The 12,079-nt window shown below is 73.7% G+C and carries 12 protein-coding genes; 3 read left to right on the top strand and 9 right to left on the bottom strand.

All coding sequences use genetic code 11. The features are described from left to right. Positions 1 to 35: 35 nt before the first annotated feature. Entirely contained in the window at positions 36 to 422 is a 387-nt protein-coding gene (locus FZC61_RS18765) for a VOC family protein (protein ID WP_148615690.1), read from the bottom strand. A gap of 23 nt (positions 423 to 445) precedes the next feature. On the opposite strand from FZC61_RS18765, the gene FZC61_RS18760 reads away from it, so the two are divergent. Next, positions 446 to 751 carry a hypothetical protein gene (locus tag FZC61_RS18760; protein WP_148615689.1) on the top strand — a complete coding sequence of 102 codons (306 nt, stop codon included), beginning with the start codon at positions 446 to 448 and terminating at the stop codon, positions 749 to 751. 13 nt (positions 752 to 764) lie between these two features. Here FZC61_RS18760 and FZC61_RS18755 read toward each other — a convergent pair whose 3' ends face one another. From FZC61_RS18755 to FZC61_RS18745, 3 genes are read right to left on the bottom strand one after another with little or no spacing between them, the layout of a single operon-like run. Then, positions 765 to 1,277, bottom strand: a complete 513-nt coding sequence (locus FZC61_RS18755) for a GNAT family N-acetyltransferase (RefSeq protein WP_148615688.1) — start codon at positions 1,275 to 1,277, stop codon at positions 765 to 767. Next, the gene (locus FZC61_RS18750) at positions 1,271 to 2,707 is read right to left on the bottom strand and encodes an amidase (RefSeq protein WP_148615687.1); all 1,437 of its coding nucleotides are present in this window, start codon (positions 2,705 to 2,707) and stop codon (positions 1,271 to 1,273) included. The genes FZC61_RS18755 and FZC61_RS18750 overlap by 7 nt, the downstream gene beginning before the upstream one ends. Positions 2,708 to 2,742: 35 nt before the next feature. Beyond that, positions 2,743 to 3,294 carry an NADPH-dependent FMN reductase gene (locus FZC61_RS18745; RefSeq protein ID WP_148615686.1) on the bottom strand — a complete coding sequence of 184 codons (552 nt, stop codon included), beginning with the start codon at positions 3,292 to 3,294 and terminating at the stop codon, positions 2,743 to 2,745. Between the two features lie 107 nt (positions 3,295 to 3,401). Here FZC61_RS18745 and FZC61_RS18740 point away from each other — a divergent pair, with 107 nt between their 5' ends. After that, positions 3,402 to 3,995, top strand: coding sequence for a TetR/AcrR family transcriptional regulator (locus FZC61_RS18740; protein WP_148615685.1), 594 nt, complete (start codon positions 3,402 to 3,404; stop codon positions 3,993 to 3,995). Positions 3,996 to 4,122: 127 nt separating this feature from the next. Here the strand turns inward: FZC61_RS18740 and cimA are convergent, their stop codons facing one another. Further along, entirely contained in the window at positions 4,123 to 5,718 is a 1,596-nt protein-coding gene (gene cimA, locus FZC61_RS18735; protein ID WP_148615684.1) for a citramalate synthase, read from the bottom strand. Between the two features lie 257 nt (positions 5,719 to 5,975). On the opposite strand from cimA, the gene FZC61_RS18730 reads away from it, so the two are divergent. Further along, a complete protein-coding gene (locus FZC61_RS18730) occupies positions 5,976 to 6,608 on the top strand; it encodes a TetR family transcriptional regulator (RefSeq protein WP_148615683.1) in 633 nt (210 codons plus the stop codon). 13 nt (positions 6,609 to 6,621) lie between these two features. Here the strand turns inward: FZC61_RS18730 and FZC61_RS18725 are convergent, their stop codons facing one another. From FZC61_RS18725 to FZC61_RS18710, 4 genes are all read right to left on the bottom strand, one after another. Next, on the bottom strand, positions 6,622 to 8,340 hold the full coding sequence (locus FZC61_RS18725; RefSeq protein ID WP_148615682.1) for a serine/threonine-protein kinase: 1,719 nt from the start codon (positions 8,338 to 8,340) through the stop codon (positions 6,622 to 6,624). Positions 8,341 to 8,375: 35 nt separating this feature from the next. Then, a complete protein-coding gene (locus FZC61_RS18720; protein ID WP_170286181.1) occupies positions 8,376 to 9,284 on the bottom strand; it encodes a matrixin family metalloprotease in 909 nt (302 codons plus the stop codon). Positions 9,285 to 9,366: 82 nt separating this feature from the next. Then, positions 9,367 to 10,449 carry a branched-chain amino acid aminotransferase gene (locus FZC61_RS18715; protein WP_148615680.1) on the bottom strand — a complete coding sequence of 361 codons (1,083 nt, stop codon included), beginning with the start codon at positions 10,447 to 10,449 and terminating at the stop codon, positions 9,367 to 9,369. A gap of 164 nt (positions 10,450 to 10,613) precedes the next feature. After that, positions 10,614 to 11,663 (bottom strand): 3-isopropylmalate dehydrogenase, encoded by a 1,050-nt coding sequence (locus FZC61_RS18710; RefSeq protein ID WP_148615679.1) that lies wholly within the window; start codon positions 11,661 to 11,663, stop codon positions 10,614 to 10,616. Positions 11,664 to 12,079: the final 416 nt, after the last annotated feature.

Raw genomic sequence — 12,079 nt, 5'->3', positions numbered from 1 at the left:
GCGGTGACGATAGTCCGACCCCCGCGGGCCGCGCCTCACACCAGGGGCTGGTTCAAGAACCACCGGTGTCCGAAGGGGTCGACGAAGACCGCGACCCGACCCGCCGGTGGGCTGTCCTCGGGCCCGCGGACCATCGACGTCCCGGCCTCGACGACCCGGGCGGCGGCCTCGTCGACGTCGGCCACGGTCAGGTGCAGCGTCACGGACGCGCCACGGTCGGGCGCGGGCGCCGCGACCCCGGCCGAGGCGAACTCGTCGGACATCATCCAGCGTGCGCCGTCGACGGCGAGCTCGCAGTGGCCGACGCGGCCGTCGTCCATCACGATCGGCTCGTAGGTCACCTCGGCGCCGAGCGCGGCGGCGTACCACTCGATCGCCGCACGGGAGTCGGGGACGCAGAGGTAAGGAGTGAGCTCACTCATGGTCGACAACCTACGCTGGGGACATGACGTCCACCCTCGAGCCGATGACCGCCGGCGAGGTCTACTCGCTGGCGCTCGAGCCGCGCCGCCGCGCCCGCTGGGGCCGGGTCGTGGCGGGGGCGCTCGACCTGTGGTGCGCGACGACCGGCGGGCGGTTCGAGCTGACCGGCGAGGGCGACGTCGTCGTACGCCGTCGTAGCGACGGGCACGCCGAGCTGCGGGTGCCGACCGGCGGCGCCGAGGCGGCGGCCGTGCTGCTCGACGTGGTGCGCGACCAGCTCGACACGATGGCGCCCGACGAGTTCCGGGCGGCCTGGGGACTCCCCTGACCGTCGAGCCGCGTCACCACACGTCGCCGTCGCGCCAGTCGCAGGCGATCGGCGCGTCGAGGTCGAGGCCCGTGCCGCCGAGCACGTAGATCGCCCCGTCGTCGTCGGGCGTCGGCTCGGGGCCGTCGGGCGCGAGCACCGACGACGGGCCGCGCCACAGATGCCACCCGCGGGCCTCGTAGAAGGGCACGCCGGCCGTCGACGCGCTGAGGGCGAGCACGTCGTAGGCGCGCGCGAGCGCCTCGAGCTCGGCCATCACCTGCGAGCCCAGTCCCTGGCGGCAGCGCGCGGGGTCGACCGCGACCGCCTCGACGTAGCCGCAGCGCAGCGAGCGGCCCTCGACCAGCAGCCGGCGCTGCACCAGCGCGCCGTGGGCGACGACCACCTCGTCGCGACGCAGGAGCACGTGGACGCCGCCGAGCGCGTGGGCCCAGTCGTGGTCGGTGAAGTCCTCGAACGCGGTGTCCATCAGGTCGCGGACCTGCGCGAGGTCGGCAGTGGTCAGGTGAGCGGTGTGGATCACCATCGCGGCGGTCTCCTGGCGTGCCAGGGGGCGGCCGCCTCGACCTGGGCGGCGAGGGCGAGCAGCTCGGCCTCGCCGGCCTGACGTCCGGCGAGCATCACCCCGACCGGGAGCGGCAGCGGGTCGTCGGTCCAGTGCAACGGCAGCGAGATCGCGGGCAGCCCGGTGACGTTCCACGCCGAGGTCCAGGGCGTGAAGGCCTTCTGGGCCTCGAAGTCGCGCTCGGGGTCGGCGTCGTCGCGCAGTGCGCCGACGGGCAGCGGCGGCTGCGCCAGGGTGGGCGTCAGCACGGCGTCGTACGGCGCGAGCGCGACGATCGCGGCGGCGGCGTGGCGGCGCATCGCGCCGATCGCCAGACCGAAGTCGGGGCCGGACACCGCGTGGCCGCGGGCCGCGAGCCAGCGGGTGAGCGGCCGGAGCAGGTGTTCGCGGTCGGCCGGCACGGGGCTCAGGGCCGTCAGGACCGCCCAGCAGGTCTCGAAGACCGGCACGGCCTCGGGCGGCAGCGGCACGGGCACCTCGACGACCTCGTGGCCGAGGCTCTCGAGCAGGTGCGAGGCGTCCTCGTAGGCCCGCACGACCTCGGGGTGCACGGGCGCGCCGGGACCGTCGGTGGTCGGTGGTGTGATCACCGGCGTGATGAACCGCGCGACCCGCAGCCGCCCCGGGTCCCGGTCGCACGCCGCCACGAACGACTCACGAGGTGGTGGGGCCCACGACGGATCCCCGACCCGATGACCGGCCATGACGTCGAGCAGTGCCGCTGCGTCCCTGACGGTGTGCGCGATCGAGCCGGCAGTCGCCAGTCCTACTGGATCCCCGTACGCGGGGAAACCACTGATCCGCCCGCGTGAGGGCTTGAGCCCGACCAGGCCGCAGCACGAGGCCGGGATCCGGATGGAGCCGCCACCGTCGGAACCCTGCGCGACGGGCACCAGCCCGGCGGCGACCGCGGCCGCCGCGCCGCCCGAGCTGCCACCGGCCATCCGGCTGCGGTCCCACGGGCTGACGGCCGGGGGCGCGCCCTCGGGCTCGGTGTAGCAGGGCGAGCCCAGCTCGGGCGTGCTCGTCTTGCCGAGCATCGGCATCCCGGCGGCCTCGAGCGCCAGCACGACGGCGTCGGAGACGTCGGGCACGTAGTCGTCGAAGGCCGCCGACCCGAAGCGCGTCGGGACCCCCGCGGTGAGGTTGAGGTCCTTGACCGCGGTCGGGACCCCGTCGAGCGGGCCCGCCGCCCGCCCCTCGGCACGGCGTCGGTCGGCGCGACGGGCCTGCTCGCGCGCGAGGTCGGGGGTGAGCACGACGAACGCGCCGACGTCGTCGAGACGTGCGGCGCGTTCGAGGTGGTGCTCGGTGAGCTCGAGCGAGGAGACCTCGCCGCGGGCGAGGAGGGCGCCCTGCTCGAGCGCGGTCAGGTCGTGGAGGTGGGCCACGCCCCCGACCCTAGGAGATGCGGTGATCGTGTGGTTCAGGCGGCGGTCGGCTGGTAGGTGACCAGGGCGTCGACCGCGGCCAGGAAGCGCTCGAGCACCTCGACGTCGGACAGCGGGTCGACCTCGAGGATCGACTGCGACACGACGGCATCCTCGAGGGCGACGCCGCCGGCGATCCCGGCGGAGCGCAGGGCGTCGGCGTGGGCCCACTTGCCGCCGTACGGCGTCGGGGTGGTGCCGATGACGCCGACCGGCTTGCCCACGAGGGCGCCGGCGCCATAGGGGCGCGAGAGCCAGTCGATGGCGTTGTTGAGCACGGCCGGCATGGTGCCGTTGTACTCCGGGGTGACCAGCAGCACGGCGTCGGCGGCACCGACGGCCTCACGCAGGGCGGTCGCGGCGGCGGGGGTCGCGGTGGCGTCGAGGTCCTCCTCGTAGAACGGGACCTGGTCGAGCCCCTCGACGATCTCGAGGACGACGCCCTCGGGGGCGCGGTCGCGCAGCAGCTCGGCGACCTTGCGGTTGGTGGACTCGGCGCGCAGGCTGCCGACGAGGACGGCGACACGGGTGGTGGGAGAGGTAGTCATGCCGGTCCAAACGGACTGCAGTCCGTTTCTATTCCGGGGTCCACGACTTTTCTTCTCACGCCGTCGTCGGCCCCGGTACGGGCCCCGGGCTGACTACCCTCGGCGTCATGGACGCGACCCGGCTGCTGCCCCTCGCCGGGGAACCCCCGGCCGAGCGGTCCGACGCCGCCCGCAACCGCGAGGCGCTGCTGCGTGCGGCCAGCGAGCTCATCGACCACTGCAGCGTCGAGAGCGTCACGATGGACGCCGTCGCGCAGCGCGCCGGCGTCGGCAAGGGCACGGTCTTCCGGCGGTTCGAGAGCCGGGAGGGCCTGATGGCCGCCCTGCTCGACCACTCCGAGACCACCTGGCAGGCCAGCGTGATCTCCGGGCCGCCGCCGCTGGGTCCCGGGGCGCCGCCGCTGGAGCGGCTGCTGGCCTTCGGGCACTCCCGCATGGAGACCACGCTGACCCACGCCGCGCTGATCCGCGCCGCGGGGCACGCCGGCACCCGCGCCTACGCCGTCGCGGCGTTCGCCGCCATGCACGTGCGCTACCTGCTGGGCCAGCTCGACGTGCACGGCGACCTCGGCTACCTGGCCACGGCGCTGCTCGCCCCGCTCGAGATCCCGGTCCTCGAGCAGCAGCTGGGTCAGGAGCGGCGTTCGCTCGACGAGGTCCGCGCCGGCTGGGACGACCTCGTACGCCGCGTGGTCGCCTGAGCCCGTCCCGCGCAGGGGCGCCCCCCTCCCCCAGACTCGCCGACCCGTCGCGAAAACGCGACGGGTCGACCCCGACTTCACCGACCCGTCGCGTAGACGCGACGGGTCGACCCGACTTAGGCCGGCGTCAGTCCTGGTGGTGGCGGCGCAGGCCGTAGGTCAGCCCGTCGAGCAGGGCCTCCCACGAGGCCTCGATGACGTTGTGACCGACCCCGACCGTGACCCACGAGGAGGCCCCGTCGGAGGTCTCGATGAGCACCCGGGTGATCGCGTCGGTGCCGTGGCCCTGGTCGAGGATGCGGACCTTGTAGTCGACCAGCTCGAACTTCGCGACCTCGGGGAACGCCTGCCCGATCGCGGTGCGCAGCGCCGAGTCGAGGGCGTTGACCGGGCCGTTGCCCTCACCGGTGACGACGTAGCGCACGCCCTCGGCAGACAGCTTGACCGTCGCCTCGGACACCGCCTCGTCGAGGGCGCCGCGGTTGGCGAGGGTCTCGGTGATCACGCGCCACGACTCGACCTCGACGTAGGCCGGGCGGCGTCCCTCGACCTCCTCCACCAGCAGCAGCTCGAAGGACGCGTCGGCGGCCTCGAAGGTGTAGCCGCGCTGCTCCATCGCCTTGACCCGGTCGGTGACGCGGGTGACGAGGTCGCGGTCGCCGGACAGGTCGAAGCCGAGCTCGCGGCCCTTGAGCTCGATGGTCGCGCGCCCGGCCATGTCGGAGACCAGCAGCCTCATGTCGTTGCCGACCCGGACCGGGTCGGTGTGCTGGTAGAGGTCGGGGTCGACCTTGATGGCGCTGGCGTGCAGCCCGGCCTTGTGGGCGAAGGCCGAGGTGCCGACGTAGGGCTGGCGCGAGGCCGGCGCGAAGTTGGTGACGTCGGCGACGGCGTGGGCGATCCGGGTCGACTCGGCGAGCAGGCCCGGCGGCAGCACCTCGCGCTCGAGCTTGAGCTCGAGGTTGGCCACGACGGTGACCAGGTCGGCGTTGCCGGTGCGCTCGCCGTAGCCGTTGAGGCAGCCCTGGACGTGGGTGGCTCCGGCGTCGACGGCGGCCAGCGTGTTGGCCACCGCGCAGCCGGTGTCGTTGTGGCAGTGGATGCCGACGCGGACACCGGTGGTGTCGATGACGTCGTGGACGACGTCGGAGACCCACGGCGGGAGCATGCCGCCGTTGGTGTCGCACAGGGCGACCACCTCGGCGCCGGCGTCGTAGGCCGTGCGCAGCACCTCGAGGGCGTAGTCGCGGTTGCGGCGATAGCCGTCGAAGAAGTGCTCGGCGTCGAGGAAGACCTGCTGGCCCTCGGCCTTGAGGTGGCTGACGGTGTCGCGGATCATCTCGAGGTTCTCCTCGAGGGTCGTGCGCAGCGCGAGCTCGACGTGACGGTCGTGCGACTTGGCCACCAGCGTCACCACACCGGCCCCGGAGTCGCGCAGGGCCGCGACCTGCGGGTCGTCGGCCGCGCGTACGCCGGCCTTGCGGGTCGCCCCGAAGGCGGCCAGCCGCGCGTGGCGCAGGTCGAGCTCGACGGCCGCGCGGCGGAAGAACTCGGTGTCCTTGGGGTTGGCCCCCGGCCACCCGCCCTCGATGTAGCCCACGCCGAGCCCGTCGAGCTGGCGCGCGATCGTCAGCTTGTCGGCCACGGAGAGGTTGAGCCCCTCCTGCTGCGCGCCGTCGCGCAGCGTCGTGTCGTAGACGTGGAAGGCGCCGTGCAGGTCCATCGGTCAGCTCTCTGGTCGGGATGGTGTCGGGGGCGTCCGGGGCCGGACAACAAAAAACCTCCCGGGGGAACGGGAGGTGGCGCACCGGGCGGGGGCTCGGTGCGCTAGCGAATGATGATCACGCGGTGGTGCACGACGTCCATGGTGCCACGCCCGTGGTGCGTGTGGGCCGGGTTCCACATCGCGGATCCGGCGGCCCGACGACGACCCGGGGACGGTGTTGAGCGTTCGCTCAACCCGCGGCGTACCGTAGGAGCGTGACCGACACCCGCCAGCGCCTGCTCGAGGCCACCGCCGAGACCCTGCGCAAGGACGGCATCGCCGGGGTGTCGGCCCGTGCGGTCGCCGCGCGGGCCGGGTGCAACCAGGCGCTGGTCTTCTACCACTTCGGCACGATGCCCGAGCTGATCCAGGCCGCCACCCGGGCCGCGGTCGACGAGAACGTCGACTTCTACCGCGACCAGTTCGCCCGGATCGGCTCGCTCGCCGAGCTGCTCGAGGCCGGCCGCGCGCTGCACGACCGCGAGCGCGAGACCGGCAACATCGCGGTGATGGCACAGCTCATGGCCGGCGCGCAGCAGGACCTGCTGCTCGCCGAGGCCGCGCGCTACGCCATGGCCCGCTGGTGCGAGCAGATCGAGGCCGTCGTACGCCGCCTGATGGCCGACAACCCGCTCGCCGACGTCGTCGACGCGGCTGGGCTGGCGCAGATGATCAGCGCGGTGTTCATCGGCCTGGAGCTCTATGACGGCGTCGACCCCGTCGGGTCGCGGGCGGCCCTCGACGCGGTCGAGCGCCTGGTCGTGCTGGTCGACGTGGTCGACGACCTCGGGCCGGTCGCCGGCCGGGCGCTGAAGTCGCGGCTGCGCAAGGCGTCGACCGCACGCTGAGCGAACCGGGCCGCTACCTGCCTGACAGTGGCTGCCCACCGCCCGGGACCCACGAGGTGCCGCGCGCCTCGACGTAGGCACCGGCGACCACGGCCAGCGCGAGGACGACCGCGGTGGCGAGGAGCCAGGCACCCACCTGACGGCTCAGCGGGTCGACGACGCGCCCCAGCGGACCGCGCAGCCGGCTGCCCCCGGGGCCCCACCACAGCGCGAGCGCGAGGACCAGGCCGGTGACGAACAGGCTGACCGGCAGCGCGGCGGCCACGGCGTAGCACAGCAGCGCGGCCGCGACGCCGAGCCCGCCGGCCCAGGTCAGCAGCATCGCCGCCCCCGGGATCGACTGCAGCAGGTGCCACGGCGCCTGGACCAGCAGCTGCGGGCCGTCGTACCACCGGCGACCGCGCAGCTGCCGCCGCGCCCCCACCGCGCTGGCCGCCAGCGACCCGCTGCGCAGCAGCCACACGGCGACCACGACGACGACCAGCGTCAGCCACGGCGCCACGGCGGTCGCAGCGCCGGTGAGCACCGCGCCGGCCGCCACGAGGCCCAGGCGGCGCAGCCGCTCGCCGAGCGGTGTCCGCGGCGTGGGCGCCGGGTCGTACGCCGGGTCGTACGCCGGATAGCCGGGCGTGTGGCCGTAGGACGGCGGGGTCGGGGCGAGCACGCGGGGGGGCCGCTCTACCAGGGTCGGCGCGGGGGGCGGGGTCGCCGGTGGGTGCGCAGGCAGCACGAGCGTCGTGCCCGCGGCCTCCCGGTCCGTCACCCGGTCCGTCACCCGGTCCGTCAGCTGGTCGGCCTCCTGGTCGTAGGGCGGCGGGGAGTCGTCGTAGACGGGCCGGTCGTGCGCCTGCGCGGCGAGCGCCAGCGGCGCGTCGAACGGGTCGACCGCCGGCGTCGGGACCGGGGCCGGTCGGGTGGTCTGCGGACGCAGCCAGGCCAGCAGCTGCTCGAGGCTGGGTCGTCGCGCGGGCTCGGGGTCGAGCGTCGCGGCGACGACGTCGCGCAGCGGCCCGGTCAGGCCGGTGAGGTCGTGCTCGCCGCGACGGACCCGGTCCATGATGGCCATCGCCGGTCCGCGACCGAAGGGCGCGGCGCCGGTCGCGGCGTAGGCCACGCTCGCACCCCACGAGTGGAGGTCGGAGGCGGCGCTGGCGTCGTCGCCGTAGAGGATCTCGGGGGCGAGGTAGCCGGGGGTGCCGAGCAGCCACCCGGTGTGGGTCAGCCGCGGGTCGTCGGCCACGCGCGCCAGGCCGAAGTCGATGAGGATCGGGGTGCGGCCCTCCATCAGCACGTTGGACGGCTTGACGTCACGATGGAGCACGCCGGCGGCGTGCACCGAGGCGAGCCCCTCGGCCAGGCACCCGGCGAACCACGTGAGGTCCGCACCCGTGATCGGCCCCTCCTGCTGGACGTGGTCGTGCAACGACAGCCCCGGGACGTAGCGGGTGGCGACGTAGGGGACGTCGGCCCACGGGTCGGCGTCGACGATCTCGGCGACCCAGCGGCTGCGGATGCGGCGCAGCGAGCTGACCTCGCGCGCCAGGCGCTGGCGCGCCTCGTCGTCGCCGACGATGTGGGGGCGCATCACCTTGAGCGCCACCCGCGCGCCGCTCTCCTCGCGCCGGGCCAGGTGGACGACCCCCATGCCTCCCTCGCCGATCTTGGCGAGCAACGTGTAGGGCCCGACCCGCCGCGGGGGCGCGGGCCCGTCCTCGCGCGGCTGGGTCGTCACGGACCGAGGTTACCCGCGCGCCGCCGTCGTACGGGTCAGGCGCAGGGACCCTCGCCGAGGATCCGCAGCCCCGTGAGGTCTCCGGGGCCGAAGGTCATCTGGACGGTGGTCGACGGGTACATCAGCTGCCGGCGGTCGTCGACGTGGTCGAGGCCCACCAGGTGGCCGAGCTCGTGCATGAGGACGGCGCGCTGCAGACCCTCCTCACCGCGACGCTCCATCTCGTCGAAGGCAGGGGCGTCAAGGATCACCGAGCCCGTCTGGTAGATCCCGCCGATCGAGGCGGCGCCGGCGACCCCCACGATGTCGCCCTCGAGCTCGGGCTCGTCTCGCGGGTCGGCCCAGCTCACCAGGACCGGGTCGGGCCGGTCGCCGGGGCCCAACCGTGAGGTCGTCGTCGAGGCGGAGCTCACGCCCTCGTCGTCGAACTGCAGGCCGGTCGCGTCACTGACCGCGGCGAGGGACGCATCGAGCGTGTCGCGCCACCCGTCGGGCGCGTTGGTCGGGTTGACGACGTAGCGGATCGGGTCGCACGAGCTCCAGCGGACGGGCTGACCGAGGGCGTCGGTGGCCAGGAACCGGTAGGTGGAGCTGTCGCCGCGGTCGGCCCCGAGGCCGAGGACCCCGCGCAGCGCCGTGGCCAGCGGGGTGAGGCTGGCGGTGAACACCGCGGCGATCACCGCGACGGTGACGGCCACCGTCAGCACCGTACGACGCCGCTCACTGCTGACCCTCCCCCGTCCGGGTCGGCCGAGCTGGCCGGTCCGGCCCGGCCGGTGGGACCGGCGACCGAGGCGCCGGCGTGGCGGCGTGGGCAGGCGGCGGCTGAGCGGCGCGACGTCGCCGCCGTCGAGGGTCTCGCCCTCGTAGGTCGGCAGGGCACGCAACTCGGCCTCGAGCTCACGCTGCCAACGGCGCTGCTCGCGCCGGCTCTCCCTGCTCACGAGGAGGATCATGCCCCGCCGCTGGTGACGAGGCCGTCTCCCGGGCTCCCGGCCGGTCGGCGGCCGGTCGTGGATCGGGTGCTCAGACGACCCGGTGCATCCAGCCGAAGGTGTCCTCGGCCCGCCCGAGCTGCACGTCGACCAGGGCCTGGCGGATCCGCATGGTCAGGTCGGTGCTCCCCGGGGCCGGGGCGTCGCCGTCGGCCGCCTTGAGCGTGCCGACCGGGGTGACCACGGCGGCGGTGCCGCAGGCGAAGATCTCGGTGATCCGACCGCTGGCGACGCCCTCGCGCCACTCGTCGATGGAGAACTTCCGCTCCTCGACCTGGTGGCTGAGCTTGCCGGCGAGCTCGATGATGCTGGCGCGGGTGATGCCCTCGAGGATCGTGCCGGTCGCCGGGGTGACGATGGTGCCGTCGTCGTGGACGAAGTAGAGGTTCATCCCGCCGAGCTCCTCGACGTAGCGGCCCTCCTGGGCGTCGAGGAAGACGACCTGGTCGCACCCCTGGGCGGTCGCCTCCTGCTGCGCGACCAGCGAGCTGGCGTAGTTGCCGCCCGTCTTGGCCGCGCCCATCCCGCCACGCCCGGCGCGGGTGTAGTCGGTCGACAGCCACAAGGTGACCGGCTTGACGCCGCCCTTGAAGTAGGCGCCGGCCGGACTCGCGATGACCATGAACGTGACGTGCTGCGCCGGCCGCACCCCGAGGAACGCCTCGCTGGCGAACATGAAGGGCCGCAGGTAGAGGCTCTTCTCGCCACCGTCGGCGGCGTTGTCGGGCACCCACCGCGCGTCGACGCGCACGAGCTCGTCGACGGCCTGGACGAAGTCGTCGACCTCGAGCACGGGCAGCGCGAGCCGGTGGCTGGAGCGCACCATCCGCGCGCCGTTCTCCTCGGGGCGGAAGGTCCAGATCGAGGAGTCGGGGTGCCGGTAGGCCTTCATCCCCTCGAAGGTCTCCTGCGCGTAGTGCAGCACCGCGGTCGCCGGGTCGAGGGTCAGCGGACCGTACGGCGTCACGCGGGCGGCGTGCCAGCCGTCGTCGGGCGTCCACTCCACGGTGACCATGTGGTCGGTGAAGTGGGTCCCGAACCCGGGGTTGGCGAGGATCTCGGCCAGCCGCTCGTCGGAGGTGGGCGCGTCGGTCAGCGTGGTGCTGAAGTCCATGGTCGGCAATTTAGTCGTACTTCCTTGCAGTCGGTGTCGCACCACCTGTCCCAGGTTTCACCGGCCGGCCGGTGAATGCCTGACGTGGCCGACGAAATTTCACCGGTCAGGTCGGGGTTTCACCGGCCGGCCGGTGAATCCAGGGTCAGACGGGGCGCGTGAGGTCAGCCGAGCCGCGACGCGATCGCGTCGCCGACCTCGGAGGTACGGCGGGTGGTGGCGGGCGTGCGCTCGGCGAGGTCGGCGATGGCCGCGGCCTCGACGGCGCCGGCGGCGTCGGGGTGGCCGAGGTGGTCGAGGAGCAGCGCCACCGACAGGATCGCCGCGGTGGGGTCGGCCTTCTGCTGCCCGGCGATGTCGGGGGCCGAGCCGTGGACCGGCTCGAACATCGAGGGTGCGGTGCGGTCGGGGTTGACGTTGCCGGAGGCGGCGAGCCCGATGCCACCGGTGATGGCGGCGGCGAGGTCGGTGATGATGTCGCCGAAGAGGTTGTCGGTGACGATCACGTCGAAACGGGCGGGGTCGGTGGTCATGAAGATCATGGCGGCGTCGACGTGCATGTAGTCGACGGTCACCTCGGGGAACTCCGCGGCGACCTGCTGGGTCAGCCGCCACCAGACCTGGCCGGCGTGGACGAGCACGTTGGTCTTGTGGACCAGGGTGAGCTTCTTGCGCGGCCGCCGCTGGGCACGGGCGAAGGCGTCGCGCACGACCCGCTCGACGCCGTACGCGGTGTTGACGGAGACCTCGGTGGCGATCTCGGCCGGGGTGCCGACGCGCAGGGCACCGCCGTTGCCCGTGTAGGGGCCCTCGGTGCCCTCGCGGACGACGACGAAGTCGACCTCGCCCGGGTTGGCCAGGGGTGAGACGGCGCCGGGGTAGATGCGCGAGGGGCGCAGGTTGACGTAGTGGTCGAGCTCGAAGCGCAGCCGCAGCAGCAGCCCGCGCTCGAGGATGCCGGGAGGCAGGTTGGGGTCGTTGGGCTTGCCGCCGACCGCGCCGAGCAGGATCGCGTCGTGGTCGCGGATCTCGGCGAGCACCGAGTCGGGCAGGACCTCGCCCGTGGCGAGGTAGCGCTCCGCGCCGAGGTCGTAGGCCGTCTGCTCGAAGCCCACGCCCGCGGGCGCCGCCGCCTCGAGGACCTTGAGGGCCTCGGCCGTCACCTCCGGTCCGATGCCGTCGCCACCGATGACTGCCAGCTTGACTGTGCTCATGGCCTGAACGCTATCCGTCTCCCACGACGCCGACCGACCACCGTCCAGCGACGGATGACCTCGAGCTCAATTGTCGTCGGGGCGGTCGTCGTCCCACCGGTCGAAGGACGCCTGGACGCCGTTGGGCCGCTCGTCGTCGCGGTTCTTGGCAGGGCCCCACTCGGGGTACATGTCGTACATGGTCGTTCTCCTCTGGGTCGCCGGGCTGTGCGGGTCACGCCCGGAGATGTCCCCGCGGAGGAGGAGCCCGTGGATCGCACGGGGAGGATGCCTGCGACGAGCGGATCGCGCTGGAGGTGCCGAGGTGCCGGACCGCCGCGGAGACATCACCGGGAATGGTGATTCGCAAGGCCGACAGTGCTGGGAGCACGACAACCACCGCGACGGGGTGGCCTCGCGCCGCAGGATCTCAGTCC

Source organism: Nocardioides rubriscoriae (assembly GCF_008087085.1).
Taxonomy (GTDB): domain Bacteria; phylum Actinomycetota; class Actinomycetes; order Propionibacteriales; family Nocardioidaceae; genus Nocardioides; species Nocardioides rubriscoriae.
Note: the sequence above shows the minus strand (reverse complement) of the source record. Positions and strands in the feature narration are given on the sequence as shown.